Source organism: Brevibacterium sp. MGP-B1 (genome assembly GCF_057766545.1).
Map to the genome: position 1 here is coordinate 3,244,656 of NZ_CM173407.1, position 17,829 is coordinate 3,262,484.

Consider the following 17,829-nt stretch of genomic DNA (forward strand, 5'->3'; position numbering starts at 1 on the left):
TCTCGGTTGGCTCGGGTGCCGGTCAGGGTTCTTTCTTCACTGGGGTGTCGCTGGCCGGATCGTCCGGATCACCGGAATCGGCCGTGCGATCGGCTTCGCCGGCGGCGTCGGCCGACTCAACCGAGCCGGAGGTGGCGGCAGAGTCGGAATCTTCGTCGGCGGCATCAGAGGCGGTGGCCCCGGAACGGTCGGTGGCGTCGGCGGGGTCGGCCGCCTCGGCGGGGGTGTCGATCTGTTCGGGCAGGGCACCGAGCTTGGCCAGCTGACGGCCCTTGCTCAGGCGGGAGTAGCCGCCGATGATGAAGATCACGCCGGCGATGAGGGTCGCCGCTCCCGTGAAGCCGAGGATCGACAGGGCCTCCATGCCGTCGCCGAAGACGAGGAGGATGCCGAGCAGGACGTGGACTCCGGAGGCGATGAGGAAGTCCGAGGCCATGGGCTGGGACCGCAGCTGCCGGTAGGCCCAGAATTCGAGTGCGCCGTGCAGCAGGGCCCAGATGCTCAGGGCCGCGCGCAGCTCGGCGGGCTGGTCGGCGAGGAAGAGGAAGACGATGGCCGGGATCGCGATGACGGCCTGCCCGAAGATCGCGGTGCGCACGTTCAACGGCGAGCGCACGGCCTGGAAGACCAGGGCCACGGCGAAGAGGATGAGGTAGCCGATCGCGAGGTGGCCGACGACGTCGGTCGGCAGGCTCAGCTGCAGCGGATTGCTCGAATCGCGGGGCCAGAAGACGGTGACGATGCCGAAGGCGACGCCGAGGATTCCGCGTACGACCATGGGCCAGCCGAGTCGACTCGCTGCGGCAATGGCCTGCGGGGCGGCTTCGTTACGCGGGGCTGTGGATTCGGTGCGCGGATCTTCGGTACTCATCACGGCACCAGTCTAGGTCGCCTGCCTGAGTCTGTCCGATCAGTGTCGGTTCAGGGTCTGGTGAGAGCCGCTTCTTCACGTTTCATGTATTTACGTAATTACGTATTTCCTGTACTGTCGAAGCATGGAACCAACACCGTCGGCAGAAGATCGCCTCTCCGCTCTCGAACAGCGAGTCGCCGAACTCGAGGCTGCGGCCGCAGAATCCTCTGCATCACAGGAGCCTGGCGCGATGCAGCAGAAGGCGGACGGAGCCTCGTCGGCCGGAGCGGAATCACCGGCGCCATCCGGTTTCCCAGAATCGTCAGTCCAACCCGCCGCCGGGAACACAGCCCTGCCGGGCGACACGGAGACGTTCTGGGCGCTGCATGGGCTCGTCGACCACCTCGGCGAGGACGGCGGAGTGACCTACACCGGGTACACCACTCCCCCGGGCGGCAGCGGTCCCGTGGCGTGGCAGATGGGCCTGAGCAGTGCAGGGCTGGCGCAGATCGAATTCGCCGAGGCGGCCGGATCCTTGGCGGCCCTCGGCCACCCGGTCCGCCTGCAGCTGCTCCAAGCGATCTATGAGGGCACGAGCACCGTCGCCGAACTGGGCAAGGACGAACGGTTCGGCACGTCCGGGCAGATCTATCACCATGTGCATGCCCTCGCCGGCGCCGGCTGGTTAGAGAGCGCCCGCCGCGGACACTGGCGCGTGCCCGCTCAGCGAGTCGTTCCGCTGCTCACCCTCGTCCTCATCGGAACGCACTGACAACCCCTCTCGCCCACGGGCCGCTCGCCCACCGCGCGACCCGGACCCGACCACCACACACTCCAACCCTGCTGACCAGGAGGAACGATGACTGACTCCGATCTCAACCGCACATCTGCGGCTGCGGGACGGCCGCCTCGGCGAGTGTTGATTGCCGTGATCGCGGCAACCGTCACAGCCGCCGTGCTCGCGGCGATCACCCCGTGGCCGCGCGGCTTCCAGGGCACGCCGACAGGAGACGCCGAGCTCATGACCGAACTCGAAGACGCGCTCGGCAGCCAGCATTGGCAGCATGTGGCCGCGGCCCACATCGACGGAGACGAGGTGACCTTCGCGGGCACCGGAGCCGATGAGCACACCGAGTTCGAGATCGGCTCAATCACGAAGACGTTCACGGCCGCCCTCTTCGCCGAGGCGATCGACCGGGGCGAGGTGAAGGCGGTCACCCGCCTCGGCGAGGTGTGGCAGAACCTGGAGGGGAAGGTCGCCGAGGTGACGCTCGAGTCGATTGCGATGCAGCGGTCGGGGCTGCCCTCCCAGGAACCCGCTCCGAGCTTCGGCGACGGGGTGATGAGCGTGCTGTCGAACTACCTGCACACCGACCCGTACCGCGGGGACGCCGGGGACATCGTGGCGAGCCTCAACGACGTGGAGGTGGGCGAGCCGGAACCCGAGTATTCGAACTACGGGTTCGCCGTCCTCGGCCAGGCCCTCGCCGAGGTGGCCGGGCAGGACTATTCCGAGCTCGTTCGCGACCGCCTCACCGGACCTTTGGGGATGAATGAGACGTTCGTTCCCGACTCCGCTGACGGCCTGTCCCATGGGTTCACGGCATCGGGGCTGCCGGCCGCGCCGTGGACGATGGGCGGATCGGCTCCCGCGGGGTCCATCCGGTCGACGACCCATGACCTGTCGATCTGGCTGCGAGCTGTGCGCGATGGAACCGCCCCTGGAGCCGAGGCGGCAGAACCTCGAGCGGAATTCGAGGACGACCGCATCGGCTGGGCGTGGTTTACGACGACGCACGACGACTCGACCATCACCTGGCACAACGGCGGCACCGGCGGCTACGGCTCGTTCCTCGGCTTCGACAGGGAGAGCGGTGGCGGCATCATCGTCCTGAACGACTCAGCCAACGACGTCGATGAGGCCGCGAGTCTTGTCTCGACGAAGGGAGAACGCTCATGAGTCCCGAACTCGTCTCAACAGTCATCGGGGCCCTCATCGTGGCCTGGGGTGCGTTCACCGCGTGGCGAGCTCCCCGCGCGGCGTCCCGGATCGGGCTGCTCTCGGGGATGGTCACGGCGGTCGTATTCGTGCTGCTCATCCGCCTCATCACACCGTTCGGAGGCTGGGAGAGCTGGTTCATCTACGTCTGGCTGGCCGGAATGCTCGCCATCGTCGTCTCCGTCTTTCGGGCCGCTCTCGTCTGGTCGAACCTGCCGTGGCGATCCGACGATGCGAAGGCACGCCGGAACGAGGCGAGCGGGCTCGGCTTCTCCGCCCTGCTCGCGCTCCTCATCGCCGGCGCCCTCGTCCTCCCCGGGCTCTTTCTCTGACGGAGAGTGCCCGACTCCGCGAACGGCCAACCACGGCAGCCTGAGTCGGGCAGCGTCGACCTGCGTCGGGCTCTACTTGCCCTTGACGGTCAGTGTGCCGCCGCTTTCGGAGACCTCGTACTTCGGCAGCGGTTCCTCGGCCGGACCGGAGATCACCTCTCCGGTGGTCAACGAGAAGTTCGAGGAATGGCACGGGCAGATGATGGCCTCCTCGGTGATGCGAGTGACCTGGCAGCCCTGGTGGGTGCACACCGATGAGAACGCGAAGAACTCGCCTTCCTTCGGCTGAGTGATCACGTAGGTGTCCTCGATGACGGTGCCGGATCCGACGGGCACGTCGGAGGCTGGCAGGCTCGAGTCCTTCGTCGGCTCCGCCTCCTCGTCGGACGAACACGCCGAGGTGGCCGCCACGGAGCCGCCGATGACCGCCACCGTTCCGGCCACGCCCGCTGTCTTCATCACGCGGCGCCGGGTCGGATCCGCCGCTGCGGTCGGGTCGGTGTCGGCCGGGCTGTTCGGGGTCGTCGTCATCGGAATCTGCTCCTTCTCGTGGGTGCGCACAATCCGCCATGCCGTCAACGGGCATGGACTCGTAAGTTCCAGCGTACAATCGCAGTCGGTTCACCGCCTGCAGACAGCTGTCAGGATCGAATGGCACCGGACCGGTCCCCGGACGATCGGGGCAACGGGTGTGGTGGGCCGCCTCGGCGAGCGACGATTGCGGACGGAAAAGGGGTGCGGCAGTGGCCGACGAAACGGCGGCGGCACACCGGCGGCACCCGGAAGCGCGCATCGCGACGGGATGGGGATTGGCCGCCTCGGTGTACGTGTTCACTGTCGTCATGATGGGCACCACCCTGCCCACGCCCCTCTACCCGCTCTATGAGGAGCGGTTCGGGTTCGGCACCGCATTCACCACTCAGCTCTTCGCGATCTACGCGGTCGGTGTCATCGGCGCGCTCGTCGTCTTCGGTCGCCTCTCCGACGGACTGGGGCGTCGGCCGGTGCTCAGCCTCGGGGTGATCTTCTCGATCGGCTCGGCGGTGCTCTTCCTCATCGGCTCCCACATCGGCCTGCTGTTGGCCGGCCGGGTCCTGTCCGGGCTGGCCGCGGGGATCTTCACGTCGACCGCCACCGTCACCGTGCTCGAGAACGCGCCGGCCGGTCGCGAACGACTCGCCGGGTCCCTGGCGACGGCGGCGAATATGGGCGGGCTGGGACTCGGGATCCTGTCCTCCGGACTGCTCGCCCGATTCGCTCCCGCTCCCCTGCTCACGCCGTTCATCGTCAATGCGATCATGCTCATCATCGCCGGGGTGGCGCTCATCCTCGTGCGGGACCGGACGCGCGGCGGGGCGACGGCTGTGCGGTTGCAGCTGCCGGGGGTTCCCGCCTCGGCGAAGCGCATGTTCCTGGCCGCCTCACCTGGGGCGATCACCGGCTTCGCGGTGTGCGGGCTGTATTCGGCGATCGCGCCGAGCTTCATCGGTCAGACCCTGCACGTGACGTCGACCGCGGTCACCGGCGCTGTTGTGTTCCTCCTCTTCGGCGCCTCGGCGACCGCGCAGGTGCTGTTGCGCGGGTTCAGCGACCGCCGGCTCATCGTCGGCGGGACCGTGACCATGATCGTGAGCATGGGTGCACTCGTCTTCGCACTCATGGCGGGGTCGCTGCCGGTGCTCATCGTCTCCGCAGCGTTGGCAGGAGCCGGGCAGGGTCTCGTCTTCATGACCGGTATGCGCGCGATCACCGCGGTGACTGCGCCCGAGCACCGCACCGAGGCGACCACCTCGTACTTCATCCTCGCCTATGTGTTCATGTCGGTTCCGGCGATCGGTGCCGGATTCCTCGCCGCCGAGGTGGGACTGGCGAATGCGACCGTCGTCTTCGCCGTCGCTGTGGCCGTGGTGTGCGTGTTGGGCCTCGTGGCGGCACGGAGGTTCGCGGGCCGTTAAGTATGGGATTGCCGGGTGCTGTGGGCTGTCTCCGGTGGAGGCTCGGGTCAGTGACGTGAACTAGGGTGGGTGCCATGACCTCCGCAGCCACGACCTCCGCCCTCGATGTCCTCCACGATGTCTTCGGCTATGAAGAGTTCCGGGGTCAGCAGGCGGCCATCGTCGACCAGATCGTCGGCGGCGGGGATGCGGTCGTACTCATGCCCACCGGCGGCGGAAAATCCCTGTGCTATCAGATTCCTGCCCTGGTCAGGCCCGGTACAGGTGTCGTCATCTCCCCACTCATCGCACTCATGGCCGATCAGGTCGCGGCACTGGAGAACCTCGGCGTGCGGGCGGCCTATCTCAACTCCTCCCTCGATTTCGAGACCGCCCAGCAGGTCGAACAGCAGCTGCTCGCCGGAGAGATCGACCTGCTCTACCTCGCGCCCGAACGCCTCGTCCTGCCACGGACCATGCGGCTGCTCGAGCAGGCACAGATCTCCCTGTTCGCCATCGACGAAGCCCACTGCGTGTCCCAATGGGGACATGACTTCCGCAGCGACTATCTGGGACTCGGTGTCCTGGCCGAACGATTCCCGGATGTCCCGCGCATCGCACTGACGGCCACGGCCACGCCGGCCACCCACGCCGAACTGACCGAACGACTCCACCTCCAGGATGCCGAGCACTTCGTCGCGAGCTTCGACCGACCCAACATCACCTACCGGATCGAGCCGAAGGCCTCGGCGAGATCGCAGCTGCTCAACTTCATCACCACCGAACACCCCGGGGATTCGGGCATCGTCTACTGCCTGTCCCGGCGCGGGGTCGATCAGCTGGCCGAAGCACTCGTCGCCCGCGGCCTCACAGCCCTGCCGTACCACGCAGGGCTGCCCTCTGAGGTGCGGGCGGAGAATCAGGCGAGATTCCTCCGGGAGGACGGCATCGTCATGGTCGCCACGATCGCCTTCGGCATGGGCATCGACAAACCCGATGTCCGCTTCGTCGCCCACCTCGATCTGCCCCGGTCGGTCGAGGGCTACTACCAGGAGACCGGTCGCGCCGGCCGTGACGGACTGCCAGCAGACGCGTGGATGGTCTACGGCCTCGGCGATGTCGTCTCCCAACGTCGACTCATCGAATCCGGCGAGGGCGACCAGGTGTTCAAACGCCGCCAGATGAGCCACCTCGATTCGATGCTCGCCCTCTGCGAGACCGTCGACTGCCGACGTGTACAGCTGCTGCGGTACTTCGATGAGGAATCCGCACCGTGCGGCAACTGTGACACCTGCATGACACCCCCGGTGACCTGGGACGCGACCGTAGCCGTGCAGAAGCTGCTGTCGGCCGTCATCCGACTCGACCGAGAACGCGGGCAGCGTTTCGGTTCGGGCCAAGTCATCGATGTGCTGCGCGGCAACGACAATGACCGGTCCCGGGCCTCGGGCCATGAGAGCTTGAGCGTCTGGGGCGTCGGCGAGGACCTGTCCGAGAGCCAGTGGAAGACCGTCATCCGGCAGGTGCTCGCTCGCGGCCTCCTCGAATCCCATGGTGACTACGGTGTGCTTGTGGTCGGCGAGAACGCCGGCCCCGTGCTGCGCGGAGAAGAAGAGATCTCACTGCGCGTCGACCCGGTGAAGAAGGCCGGAGCGAAGAGGGCCGGATCAAGTCGCCGAGGCGGCCCCGAGGTCGAACTCGACCCCGCCGATGCCTCCCTGTTCGAGGCACTGCGCTCCTGGCGAGGAGAGCAGGCGAAGGAGCAGGGCGTGCCCGCCTACGTCGTGTTCCCCGATGCCACGCTCTACGGCATCGTCGAGGTCAAACCGACGACGATCAGCGAACTCGGTCAGGTCAGCGGTGTGGGCCTGAAGAAGCTCGACCGCTACGGGGATGCTGTGCTCGAGGTGCTCGCCGCGCACGCCGGCTGAGAATCATGCCCCCTGTTACTACCCGACGGCGGCCCAGCAACCTTGCGCCAGGTAGCAGAGCCGCCGGCAGGTAGTTCTGGGAGGGGTTGAGCGGGGCCGGTGACCTCAGTTGGTCTTCGTGACGGTGACGTCGATCGGGGTCGGGTTGGTGAAGATGTCGAATACGGGGCAGTGAGCGTCGACGGTCTCCTGCAGCTTCTGGTAGTCCTCTTCGCTGTCCGGCCCGGCGATGTTCACGCTCACGCGAACCGTGGAGAATCCAGGACGCACGGTCTCATCGGCGCCGAAGAGTCCCCGCACATCCAGGTCGCCTTCGGCACTGACATCGAGTTCGTCGATCTTCAGTCCGAGATTCTGGGCGTAGAGGCGGTAGACGACGACCTGGCAGGAGATGAGTGCGCCGAGGGCGTATTCGACGGGGTTCGGGGCGGCATCGTCCCCGGCCAGTGGGGTCGGTTCATCAACGGTGAAGGTATGTCGGCCAGCCGTGATGACCGAGGACACCGAACCGCAAGCGGTGCCCGAGGCCGAGAACGTCAGCTGCCCGTTCTTCGCCGAGGCGGCCAGTCGTTCGTTCCATGCGTTACCGGCCGTGGTCAGTCGCGTCGCGCGTTCTTCGTCGCTGATGGCGATGGTCGTGCCGAACTCGGTGGTCGCTGCAGTCATGAGGGTGGTCTCCCTTTGTCGGTGCGATTACTTGGATGGTTGCCGACCCTCAGCCTAGGAATCTCCGCCGACGGGCCGCCCTGACTACGTCGGCTTCTGACTCCCGCCGACATCTTCGGGTCATCCGGTGTCATCTGCCGACACACGAGCCCTCGTCTACGCCGTCATCAGTATGTGCGAGACCGTCATTTCCGATGATGGCCGAACACAAGACTCGTCTGCGTGTGCGCGATCGTCGGATCGGACAGGTTCTGCTCGATGAATCGGTGCAGGCCCGTCGGATGGTCGCAGGCGACGTGAACGAGGAGATCCCGCTCTCCCGACACCTGATACACCTCGAGCGTCTCGGCCGCCTCGAGCAGCCGGTCGATGACGCTGCGCAGCTGCGAACGCCCGACCGGGGTCACACGCACGGAGATCATCCCGAACACGCTGAGTCCGAGCTTCTCGTAGTCGATGTCGGCGTGGAAGCCGCGCAGCACCCCGCTCTGCCGCAGGGCGCTGACGCGGCCCGAGCAGGTCGACGGCGCCAACCCCACGCGCGCGGCAAGGGTCTTGTTCGAGATCCGGGCGTCGGCACTGAGCTCACGCAGAATCGCCAGATCCACCTCGGCGAGCCGAACATCCGCCGAATCGGGGCGATGATCGGCGATGAGTATCGAATCATTCACGAAGTTTCCCCTCCTCGCCTTAGTTCTGTTCGGATTCTGCCCATCATATCCGAACGCCGTGCCAGGATGAGGCACATACGCGAATGCTCGCCGCGCCCCTCATCGCAGAGGTGGAACGGATCGGCGAAGACGACGACTCGGGAGACTCTCGTGGCAGCCAAGCTCAATCAGGACCAGCTCAAACGCACGATCGGACTGCCCGGTGCGCTGAGCGTGACGATCAATCAGGTGATCGGCGGCGGCATCGTCTCGCTCACGGGCGTGGCGATCGGCATCACCGGCGGCGGAACGCCCTGGGCCTACATCATCGCAGTGGTCACGATCATCCTCGTCTCGATCCCCTATGCGGCGATGGCCTCTGCCCTTCCCGCGGTCGGCGGGACCTACACCTGGCCCGCACGAGTCGTCGACCCGCGACTCGGTTTCATCAACATGTGGATGGCGCTCATGCAGCAGTGCGCGCTCAGCCTCTACGGCCTGTCCGCCGGAATCTATCTGCACTCGCTCTCGGACTCCTTCGATCCGGTCATCGTCGCGGTCGTCATCGTCAGCATCTTCTACGTCGCGAACCTCATGGGCGCCGCCTTCTCCTCGCGGGTGGGGGTCTGGCTCATGGTCCTCATGCTCATCGGCTTCTCCGTGTTCATCGTCAACGGCTTCGGCCACATCGAATGGAACGCCTATCCCGAGCCGCTGCCGCACGGCTTCACCCAGCTCCTGTCCGCGGCGGCGCTGCTCACCTTCGCCACGATGGGCAGCTTCGGCGTCGCCGAGCTCGGGCGCGAGATGAAGAACCCCTCTCGCGACATCCCTCTGGCGATGATCGGCGGCACCCTCGTCGTCGGGCTCCTCTATGTGCTCATCGCGATCCCCGCCGTCGGAGTCCTTCCCATCGCCGAGGTCGCCGATCAGCCCCTGTCGGTCGTGGCCGAAGAGATCATGCCCCACGGCTGGTGGGTGTTCTTCATCCTCGGCGGAGCGATGGTCGCGATCGTCTCGACGCTCAACGCCCAGCTCCTGTGGGGGTCGAAGGGTCTGGTCGCCGCCACGGACGACGGCTGGCTGCCGGCGGCGTTCGGACGGGTCAATACCCGGTTCGGCACTCCGCATCTGATCCTCACCGCGCTCTTCGTCCTCGGCATCGTCCCCGCGATCGCCGGTCTCGACATCTCCATCATCGGCACGGCCGCCTCGGCGCTGGTGCAGGTCATGCTCATCATCATCCTCATCGTCTCCCTGCGCATGCGCTATGTCATGCCCGACGCCCTCGCCCGGGCACCCTTCTCGATCCCCGTCTGGCTGCATTGGGCGCTGACGGTGGTCGGCACGGCGGTCAACCTCTACCAGATCACCCTGCTCGCAGCCGACTTCACACCGGTGGTGTGGATCGCGCTGGCGGCGTGGCTGGCGATCGGAGTCCTCATAATGGCTCTCCGGTACCCGGCCGTGGCCAAGATCCTCGCCGCTCGCGAGGCCGCTTCTGACTCAGACGCCGACGAACCTGCCAGACTGAACGACAACAGCACCGAAAGGACGACACCATGACGACTCTCGACGACGGACGCGACGCCGAACCGATCACTGACTCCGCTGACTCCCGCGCTTCCGAGCGCGCCGCCCGTGCCGGCGGCGCGCTCGATCGCGCGGCCTGTGCCCAGCGGGACGCCGACGATCCCCTCCGCGAATTCCGCGACGAGTTCGTCCTCCCCCCGGAGACGATCTACCTCGACGGCAACTCCCTCGGCGCACAGACGAAGGGAGCCGCCGAGCGGGCCCAGGACGTCATCTCCCGGGAATGGGGCACCGGATTGATCCGCTCCTGGAACGACGCCGGCTGGTTCGACCTGCCCGCCGTGCTCGGCGACAAGATCGCGGGCCTCGTCGGGGGCGGAGCCGGAGCCACCGTCGTCACCGACACGACCTCGATCAACCTGTTCAAGGTCGCCTCGGCCGCCTGCAAGATCCAGACCGCCGATGCCCCGGGACGCCGCGTCATCCTCACCCAGAGGGAGAACTTCCCCTCCGACATCTACATGCTCGAGGGGCTGGCCGAGCAGCTCGGCGACGGCTGGGAGGTCCGTCTCGTCGACGACGCCGAGGTGACCGCCGGGTTCCCCACGGCCCTGACCGATGAGGTGGCCTTCGTCGTCCTCACCCACGTCAACTACCGCACCGGACGCCTCTTCGACATGGAGTCGACGACCTCGGCGATCCATTCCGGCGGAGCCATGGTCATCTGGGATCTGTGCCATTCGGCCGGCGCCCTGCCGATCGATCTGGCCGGAACCGGTGCGGACATGGCGATCGGCTGCACGTACAAGTTCCTCAACGGCGGTCCCGGCTCTCCCGCATTCATCTGGGTCGCCGAGGCGCTGCAGAACCGATTCAGCCAACCTCTGTCGGGGTGGTGGTCGCATGCGCAGCCCTTCGATATGGCCCCGGACTACCGGCCCGCCGACGGTATCCGCCGCTACCTCACCGGAACTCAGGGAATCCTGTCGATGTCCGTGGCGGAGCTCGGCCTCGACATCCACTCGCGGGTGGACATGGAACAGGTCCGGGAGAAGTCCCTGGCCTTGTCGGACCTGTTCATCGACCTCGTCGATGAGCGTTTGGCCGAGCACCCGGTCGAGGTCGTCACCCCACGTGAGCACGCTCATCGCGGGTCCCAGGTCTCGATCCGGCATCCGGAGGGCTTTGCGGTGATGAGCGCGCTCATCGAGCGCGGAATCATCGGCGACTACCGTGAGCCGGAGGTGCTGCGGTTCGGATTGACCCCGCTCTACATCGGGTTCACCGAGGTGTGGGACACCGTCGAGGCCCTGCGTGACATCCTCGACAACCGACTCTGGGACACCCCGGCGCACAAGGTCCGCGGCGCAGTCACCTAATTGCTACTGTGAGTATTGATGGTGGCTGGTCTGGGACTGGCTGGCAGAGTAGGAACTGACCGTCCCATCGATCATCATGACTCTTATTGCTACTGACTCGAACGATGTCCTCGTCGGGATCTGTCTGATGATTGGTGGGCGGTCGGCACCGGCTCGGCCCACATCGATAACTTGATCAGAAGGTTGTCCGTTCCTGACCGAACGTGACTCATCACAGTAGTGTTTCGACGTGACTATCTCCCGGACCGGAGCCGACCGCTTTGACGGTCGGACCTCATCCGCTCTGACACAGGAGAGTCACGAACCGTCATGACTATCATCTCGCATTTATACGCGTTTGTCGTTGGCGTCGACACCCACGCGAAGAACCACGTCTACAGCGTGCTGACCAACACTGGCGAGCACGTCGACACGGCCGCATTCCCGACCACGAAAGCTGGCCTGAAACGGGCCCTGGCGTGGGCTGGCCGCCGTACTCGCGGCGACCTCGATACCCTGTGGGTCATCGAGGGCATCGGCACTTACGGGGCGATCCTGGCCGACCATGTCGCCGACGCAGGCTATACGGTCGCCGAGGCCGCCAGCATGAATGCTCGCGACCGGCACGCCACGGGCAAAGACGACCAGATCGATGCCCGACGGATCGCTGGCACGGTCCTGCCTTTGGACGAGTCACGGCTGCGGTTTCCCCGGCAGGCTGATGGGCCGCGCCAGGGACTGCGGATCCTGGTCAAAGCGCGGGAGTCCATGACCCAGGAGAAGACACGCACCATCAACGCACTCACCGCGCTGTTGCGGACTCATGACCTCGGTATGGATGCGCGTCGGAAACTGTCGGTCGTGAAGATCCAGACGGTGGCGAAGTGGCGGCTCAGGAACGAGGCTGTGGAACTGACCGAGGCTCGTCGGGAAGCCATCCGGTTAGCCAAACGCGTCATCGAACTCGAGGCGGACATCAAGGACTACGCCACCCGGATCGGGGCGATGGTCAAGGACAGTCCAGCTGCGGTGTTGCTGGCTGAGCCGGGGATCGGGCCGATCACCGCGGCTGTGTTCTACCTGGCCTGGTCGCATCATGGGCGGGTGCGTTCCGAGGCAGCGTTCGCGAAGTTGGCGGGGGTCTGCCCGATACCGGCGTCGTCGGGGAACGTGGTGAGGTTTAGGCTTAACCGCAGTGGCGATCGGCGGTTGAATTCTGCGTTGTACATGGTGGCCATCACGCGGCTTTCTCACCAGGAGAAGTCCCAGGCATACATGGCTAAACGGCTTGGTGAGGGGAAGACGAAGAAGGAGACGATCCGGTGCATGAAGCGTCACGTGGCTCGTTCTGTTTATCGGATTCTCGAGGCCACGAAACCGATCGGCCAGGCCGCTTGACAGACATAGAAGGATCCCGACGGCGGCGCAGCAACCTGGCGCCAGGTATCTGGGCCGCCGTCACCTGCGTTGGGACGTGACCGCTCAGGTGTCCGGAGCCGCAGAAGTTTCGATGACCTCGGCATTGACTCCGAAGTACGGTTCACCCGCCTCATTTCGCGGGCGGCTGGCGACAAGCGTCTTGAGCAGATTGCTGCCCCGCTCCCCAGTGATCGGGTCGAGATCGAGGATGGCACACCGCGCAATCGGATCCCCGATCCGCACTCGCAGGGCGCCGACGTAAGGCACGTTCACCGTCACATCCCGGCCTCGCCAAGTCTCTTCGATGAATGGTTCGTCCGTGTCGAGGACGAGGGTGGGACGAAAGCGGGCAGCCTCATCAAGCAGTTCGTGGTGACCCGACCGATCGGCGAGTTCCCTCATCGAAGCAGTCGTGACGATCGACAGGCCAGCTCCGTAGACCACGTCTCCACGATGTGCGCGGGCCAGCCGAACCGGCTTTCCCAGCCACTCGGAGGCGAGCGCCGAATGCGGACCGTCAGTGAGCTCGAGATCGACCGGTCGCTTCCAGTAGGAGCAGATCAGGCGCTCACCCGAGCCGACTGGCACCCCAGATGCAGAGCGCCCGTCGGGCAGGGTGATCGTCAGTGTGCCGTCGTCGAGTGAGGTGGTCATGCGGATGAGCCGAGGATTCTGCACGGTCTTGAGCACCTGCCGTCGCTCGACATCGATGAAGCAGAACACACGATCGCCGACCGGACCGTGAGCGTCGACGGCTGCTCCCGGTCGGGCCTCATGTCGTGTGCCTTTGACGTGGGCGAACCCGAGCGATGGGACACCGAATTCCCGCGCAGAAGCAGGTGACGGCGGCCCAGCAACCTGGCGCCAGGTTGCTGCGCCCCCGTCAGGTAGCAATTGGGGCATGGGGGTTGCGCCTTCCTGTGATGGCGTAGGTGCCGATGGCCACAGCTCCGATGGCCAGGACCGTGCCGCCGATGATAACGGCTCCGGGGATCGTGGCGATCGTGCCGAGCACTCCCACGGTGACTCCGGAGAAGGTCTGCATCCCGGGCCCGAATGTCGCATAGGAGCCGATGACGCGGCCGCGGATCTCCGGCGGCGCTTCGAGTTGGATGATCGCCATCTCGGTCGATTCGGCGGTGATCTTCGAGACTCCGGCGATGACGAGCATGATGACAGCCAGCCACAGGTGCGAGGTCAGGGCGAAGAACAGAGAGCTGATGCCCATCGCTGCGGCGGCCAGTGCCGCGGCCGCTGGGACGGCCTTGATCCACCCGGTCGCCTCGAGCCCGAAGCCCCCGAGCACCCCGCCGGCACCCATGGCGAAGAGCAGCACGCCATAGGTGAAGTCGCTGTCCCCGCCGACCGGGTTGAGGATGTCGCCGAACACCGGCATCGCCGTCTGCAGCACCGCCCCGATCGTCGTCGAGGCGAGCGCGGCCAGCAGCAGCATGCCGACGATCGCGCGATTGTGGCGGACGTCGATGAGCACCCGCAGGGACTGCATGAGGGTCGTCCGCGCGGTGCGCACTCCTCCGCTGCGCAGATGTCCGGTGAAGGGGGTGCGGATGAGGAAGATCGTCAGCGGCAGATAGAAGACGATGTTGATGAAGATGCCCCACGTGGCACCGACCCCGAGCAGCAGAGCGGAACCGACGACGGGGCCGAAGAGGATGCCGAGGCTGCGGAACGTCGCATTGAGCCGGACAGCGCTCGGCAGCTCTTTCCGATCGACGAAGTCATGCAGCATCATCTGCTCGGCCGGGCCCCACAGACATCCGGCCAGGCCATGGATGACGAGCAGCACGCAGGCCTGCCACAGCTGCAGAGAGTCCGTGAGGAAGAGGATCCCCCAACACAGGGACACGACCATGAACATGATCTGTCCGATCTGGATGAGGCGGCGGCAGTCGAAGCGTTCGGCCAGAGACCCGGCATAGACGGACAGCAGAAGGAAGGGCAGCCAGTGGCTGATGAGCTGGAATCCGACGAGCGCCGGGGATTCGAACTTCTGCCACAGCACCCAATAGGTGATGACGTGCTCGATATTGTCGCCCATCATCGCCGTGCCCGATCCGATCAGATAGGGCGCGGTCTTCCAGCTGCGCAGCACGCTGAATCGGCGCGGACCGGACGCTTGGCCGCCACCCGCCTCGCCGGCGGCCGCACTGCCCGCGGCTGCCTCGTCGCCGGGGTTCTGGGAGAAATCGCTCACTCCCCCATTCTCACACCCGTGGAACGGACCGGCACCGACCTCTTGTCTGCTGGGATCGAGGCGAGGACAATGATCCTTGATCAAGGAGGATCCTATGTCCACAGCTCAACCGCCGACGTCCACCCGCCCGAACTCCGCCCTTGTCGTCATCGACGTCCAAAACGGCGTCATGCAAGCTAGTTGGAACTCCGAATCGGTCATCTCCAGGATCTCCGATCTCGTCGACCGTGCCCGGAACACCGGCACCGAGGTGGTCTGGGTCCGGCACAGCTCCGGTGAGCTGCCGATCGATTCCCCGCAATGGCAGATCGTCGACACGCTCTCCCCCGCTGAGGGCGAATCCATCATCGAGAAGACCCACGGCAATACATTCGAGGACACGGACTTCGAGGAGGTGCTCGCCGGAAAGGACGTCGGCCACCTCGTCGTCACCGGTGCCCAATCGGACGCCTGCGTACGGTCGACCATCCACGGCGGATTCGCTCGCGGCTACGACGTCACCCTCGTCACCGACGCCCACACCACCGAGGATCTCACCGGGTGGGGTGCTCCCCCACCGGAGCAGGTCGTCTCCCACACGAACCTGTACTGGCAGTTCGAATCCGGTCCCGGTCGGCAGGCTCGCGTGCAGGAATCGAGCGAGGTCGACTTCACCAAACCCTGATCTCCCCTGCTCCTGCAACCCCGGAGTCTGCCATCATTAGTCCATGAGTGAAGACATCCGCAGCATCGAACTGACCCGCATCGCCGAGAACCACTACCGCGCCACCGCCCCCAGCGGAGCAAGCATCGAATTCGGCCGCGGCGAGGGCCTCATGACCCCAGTCGAACTGCTCCTGGCCGCTGTTGCCGGCTGCTCGTCGATCGACGTCGACACCGTGACCAGCCGTCACACCGAACCCACGAAGTTCGACGTCTCCGCGACCGCAGACAAGATCGACGAGGACGGGGCCTCCCGTGTGGACAACGTCCACCTCGATTTCGACCTCGCGTTCCCCGACGACGAGGAGGGCCGGAAGGCCGATGCCCGCGTCGAACGCCTCGTCGGGCTCTCCCACGACAAGTACTGCACGGTCTCCCGCACCGTCGAACACCCCACGAAGGTCGACTTCAGCATTCGTCGAGACTGACCTTCCGACTCGTCACGGCCGATCCTTCGCCGAGGCGGCCCGACGTTCGTTACGGAGGTGAGCTTCAGCTCTCGGCCAACCGCTTCTTCTCGACCTCGACGTCGAAATCGGCGGCGGGCCACTGCTGGTCGATGTCGACCAAGGCATCGAGCAGCAGCCGCTGCACGGCCAGCCGGGCGTACCATTTCCGGTTCGCGGGCACGACGGACCACGGGGCCGCCTCGGTGGAGGTGCGATCGAAGACGACCTGATAGGCGTCCATGTAATCCGGCCACAGGAGTCGTTCGTCGACGTCACCCGGGTTGTATTTCCAGTACTTGTCCGGCCGGTCGAGGCGTTCGGCCAGGCGCTCCTTCTGCTCGTCCCGGGAAATGTGGAGCATGACCTTGACGATCCGCACTCCCGCCGCGACCAGTTCAGCTTCGAAGTCGTTGATGGCGGTATAGCGGCGCTCGATCTCGGTCTCGTCGGCGAGTTTGCGAACGCGCCCGATGAGCACATCCTCGTAGTGTGAGCGGTCGAAGACTCCGATCATGCCGGGCCCGGGTACGCGCGGGCGAATGCGCCAGAGGAAGTCGTGGGCGAGGTCGTCGTCGGTCGGTTTCTTGAAGGCTGCGAGCTCGACACCCTGCGGATCGACGGCGCCGACGACATGGCGAACGATTCCGCCTTTGCCGGCGGTGTCCATGGCTTGCAGGACGAGGAGGACAGCGGGGCCGGAGTCCTCGTCATGGTGAGCAGCGAAGAGGCGCTCCTGCAGGTCGTTGAGTTCAGCGGACAGCGCCTCGAGGTCCTTCTTCCCGCTCTTCTTGTCCCCGTCGTAGCCGGGGGTGGATTCGGGATCGACCTCGCCGAGGCGGAATCCCTCCCCGGCGCGCAGAAGTGGTGCGGGGTCGGTCGTCCAGTTGCTCGTCGGCTCACTCATGCATTCATCTTTCCAGGTGAGGATGGCCGCGTCTATACCGACAACTCACCGCCGAGGCGGCTGAGGTCCGTCGATGCCCGGCAGCGGGTTCTCGTTCGTCAGTCCACGCCGACGCCTGTCATCCAAGTACCTCTGGTAGGCCGCATCGCGTTCCGCCGCGGTCATCTGGGCCTTCGGCTTGTCGATGACATTCCGCAGTGCTGCCAGCACGGTCAGCACCGCCAGACCGATCAGCGCCACGGCCACCCAGATCATCGTGGTGAGCAGGCTCGGCGGGTTCTCGAAGACCTGCACACCGGCGAAGAAGATAAGGAAGGCAAATCCGAGATACGGCAGCAGCAGCCACAGCGCGACCTTGTAGCCGCCGATCATCATCGGCAACATCATGCACGTACTCCACGCCATGCCGCCGATGAAGAAGAGCAGAACGAGGAAGAAGCTCGCCGGATCGGCGTTGAGTTCCGCCGCCGCCGTTCCGGGTACGGCCCGCACGCCGAGGAAGAACGGCCAGACCAGCGCCACCAGCGAGACGAGCACTGCGGAGGCGACCACGCCGAGGAGAATCAGCGGGATGAGACCCTCACGCCGGAACCCGTCATCCGGTCGTTTGTGCTCCATGAACAGGAATGGGAACAAGAAGGCCAGGCCTGCGGCGCAGATTCCCATCCACATTGCATCCGCTTCGATGATTTCGAAGTCGTTGCCGACCATCAGCCCCGTCGAGGCGAGCCAGATGAAGAAAGTGAAGAACAGTGCCCCGAACAACGAGATCCCGAGGACGCGCAGAAAGTCGCGTGTCCACGTCGGGACCGGTTCCTCCTCGTGCAACGGAAGCGGACCCGGTGGCGGTGGTCCGGGCGGTGTCTCACTCATGATTTCATCCT

At 65.7% G+C, this 17,829-nt stretch carries 18 protein-coding genes; 10 read left to right on the top strand and 8 right to left on the bottom strand.

What is annotated here, in order from left to right:
* Positions 1 to 22 precede the first annotated feature (22 nt).
* Positions 23 to 871 carry an HdeD family acid-resistance protein gene (locus AC3CD9_RS14755; RefSeq protein WP_488364665.1) on the bottom strand — a complete coding sequence of 283 codons (849 nt, stop codon included), beginning with the start codon at positions 869 to 871 and terminating at the stop codon, positions 23 to 25.
* A gap of 124 nt (positions 872 to 995) precedes the next feature.
* On the opposite strand from AC3CD9_RS14755, the gene AC3CD9_RS14760 reads away from it, so the two are divergent.
* The 3 genes from AC3CD9_RS14760 to AC3CD9_RS14770 all read left to right on the top strand — a co-directional run bounded on the left by AC3CD9_RS14760 (position 996) and on the right by AC3CD9_RS14770 (position 3,184).
* Complete coding sequence (locus tag AC3CD9_RS14760) at positions 996 to 1,625, top strand: ArsR/SmtB family transcription factor (RefSeq protein ID WP_488364666.1); 630 nt, start codon at positions 996 to 998, stop codon at positions 1,623 to 1,625.
* A gap of 87 nt (positions 1,626 to 1,712) precedes the next feature.
* Positions 1,713 to 2,813 carry a serine hydrolase domain-containing protein gene (locus tag AC3CD9_RS14765; protein ID WP_488364667.1) on the top strand — a complete coding sequence of 367 codons (1,101 nt, stop codon included), beginning with the start codon at positions 1,713 to 1,715 and terminating at the stop codon, positions 2,811 to 2,813.
* Positions 2,810 to 3,184 (top strand): hypothetical protein, encoded by a 375-nt coding sequence (locus AC3CD9_RS14770; protein WP_488364668.1) that lies wholly within the window; start codon positions 2,810 to 2,812, stop codon positions 3,182 to 3,184. The genes AC3CD9_RS14765 and AC3CD9_RS14770 overlap by 4 nt, the downstream gene beginning before the upstream one ends.
* Positions 3,185 to 3,256: 72 nt before the next feature.
* Here AC3CD9_RS14770 and AC3CD9_RS14775 read toward each other — a convergent pair whose 3' ends face one another.
* Positions 3,257 to 3,715: a Rieske (2Fe-2S) protein gene (locus AC3CD9_RS14775; RefSeq protein WP_488364669.1), complete on the bottom strand. Its 459-nt coding sequence runs from the start codon at positions 3,713 to 3,715 to the stop codon at positions 3,257 to 3,259.
* Positions 3,716 to 3,927: 212 nt separating this feature from the next.
* On the opposite strand from AC3CD9_RS14775, the gene AC3CD9_RS14780 reads away from it, so the two are divergent.
* Both AC3CD9_RS14780 and recQ read left to right on the top strand, forming a co-directional pair.
* Complete coding sequence (locus AC3CD9_RS14780; protein ID WP_488364670.1) at positions 3,928 to 5,139, top strand: MFS transporter; 1,212 nt, start codon at positions 3,928 to 3,930, stop codon at positions 5,137 to 5,139.
* Between the two features lie 74 nt (positions 5,140 to 5,213).
* Entirely contained in the window at positions 5,214 to 7,049 is a 1,836-nt protein-coding gene (gene recQ / locus AC3CD9_RS14785) for a DNA helicase RecQ (RefSeq protein ID WP_488364671.1), read from the top strand.
* Between the two features lie 105 nt (positions 7,050 to 7,154).
* Here recQ and AC3CD9_RS14790 read toward each other — a convergent pair whose 3' ends face one another.
* Both AC3CD9_RS14790 and AC3CD9_RS14795 read right to left on the bottom strand, forming a co-directional pair.
* Entirely contained in the window at positions 7,155 to 7,715 is a 561-nt protein-coding gene (locus AC3CD9_RS14790) for an OsmC family protein (RefSeq protein WP_488364672.1), read from the bottom strand.
* Positions 7,716 to 7,900: 185 nt separating this feature from the next.
* Positions 7,901 to 8,386 carry an Lrp/AsnC family transcriptional regulator gene (locus AC3CD9_RS14795; protein ID WP_488364673.1) on the bottom strand — a complete coding sequence of 162 codons (486 nt, stop codon included), beginning with the start codon at positions 8,384 to 8,386 and terminating at the stop codon, positions 7,901 to 7,903.
* Between the two features lie 150 nt (positions 8,387 to 8,536).
* Here AC3CD9_RS14795 and AC3CD9_RS14800 point away from each other — a divergent pair, with 150 nt between their 5' ends.
* The 3 genes from AC3CD9_RS14800 (at position 8,537) to AC3CD9_RS14810 (ending at position 12,654) form a co-directional block, all read left to right on the top strand.
* Positions 8,537 to 9,931: an APC family permease gene (locus tag AC3CD9_RS14800; protein ID WP_488364674.1), complete on the top strand. Its 1,395-nt coding sequence runs from the start codon at positions 8,537 to 8,539 to the stop codon at positions 9,929 to 9,931.
* Complete coding sequence (gene kynU, locus AC3CD9_RS14805) at positions 9,928 to 11,277, top strand: kynureninase (protein ID WP_488364676.1); 1,350 nt, start codon at positions 9,928 to 9,930, stop codon at positions 11,275 to 11,277. Before AC3CD9_RS14800 ends, kynU begins: the two co-directional genes overlap by 4 nt.
* Before the next feature lie 309 nt (positions 11,278 to 11,586).
* Positions 11,587 to 12,654 carry an IS110 family RNA-guided transposase gene (locus tag AC3CD9_RS14810; protein ID WP_488364469.1) on the top strand — a complete coding sequence of 356 codons (1,068 nt, stop codon included), beginning with the start codon at positions 11,587 to 11,589 and terminating at the stop codon, positions 12,652 to 12,654.
* Between the two features lie 84 nt (positions 12,655 to 12,738).
* Here the strand turns inward: AC3CD9_RS14810 and AC3CD9_RS14815 are convergent, their stop codons facing one another.
* Both AC3CD9_RS14815 and AC3CD9_RS14820 read right to left on the bottom strand, forming a co-directional pair.
* Positions 12,739 to 13,578, bottom strand: coding sequence for an MOSC domain-containing protein (locus AC3CD9_RS14815; protein ID WP_488364677.1), 840 nt, complete (start codon positions 13,576 to 13,578; stop codon positions 12,739 to 12,741).
* Complete coding sequence (locus AC3CD9_RS14820; RefSeq protein ID WP_488364678.1) at positions 13,559 to 14,890, bottom strand: MFS transporter; 1,332 nt, start codon at positions 14,888 to 14,890, stop codon at positions 13,559 to 13,561. The genes AC3CD9_RS14815 and AC3CD9_RS14820 overlap by 20 nt, the downstream gene beginning before the upstream one ends.
* A gap of 94 nt (positions 14,891 to 14,984) precedes the next feature.
* Between AC3CD9_RS14820 and AC3CD9_RS14825 the strand changes: the two genes are divergently transcribed.
* Both AC3CD9_RS14825 and AC3CD9_RS14830 read left to right on the top strand, forming a co-directional pair.
* Positions 14,985 to 15,554 (top strand): cysteine hydrolase family protein, encoded by a 570-nt coding sequence (locus tag AC3CD9_RS14825; protein WP_488364679.1) that lies wholly within the window; start codon positions 14,985 to 14,987, stop codon positions 15,552 to 15,554.
* A gap of 43 nt (positions 15,555 to 15,597) precedes the next feature.
* Positions 15,598 to 16,020 carry an OsmC family protein gene (locus AC3CD9_RS14830; RefSeq protein WP_039211873.1) on the top strand — a complete coding sequence of 141 codons (423 nt, stop codon included), beginning with the start codon at positions 15,598 to 15,600 and terminating at the stop codon, positions 16,018 to 16,020.
* A 64-nt stretch (positions 16,021 to 16,084) separates the two neighbouring features.
* Here AC3CD9_RS14830 and AC3CD9_RS14835 read toward each other — a convergent pair whose 3' ends face one another.
* Together AC3CD9_RS14835 and AC3CD9_RS14840 are read right to left on the bottom strand one after the other, a co-directional pair.
* Positions 16,085 to 16,945 carry a PPK2 family polyphosphate kinase gene (locus AC3CD9_RS14835; protein WP_488364680.1) on the bottom strand — a complete coding sequence of 287 codons (861 nt, stop codon included), beginning with the start codon at positions 16,943 to 16,945 and terminating at the stop codon, positions 16,085 to 16,087.
* Positions 16,946 to 16,990: 45 nt separating this feature from the next.
* Positions 16,991 to 17,818, bottom strand: coding sequence for a hypothetical protein (locus tag AC3CD9_RS14840; RefSeq protein WP_488364681.1), 828 nt, complete (start codon positions 17,816 to 17,818; stop codon positions 16,991 to 16,993).
* Positions 17,819 to 17,829: the final 11 nt, after the last annotated feature.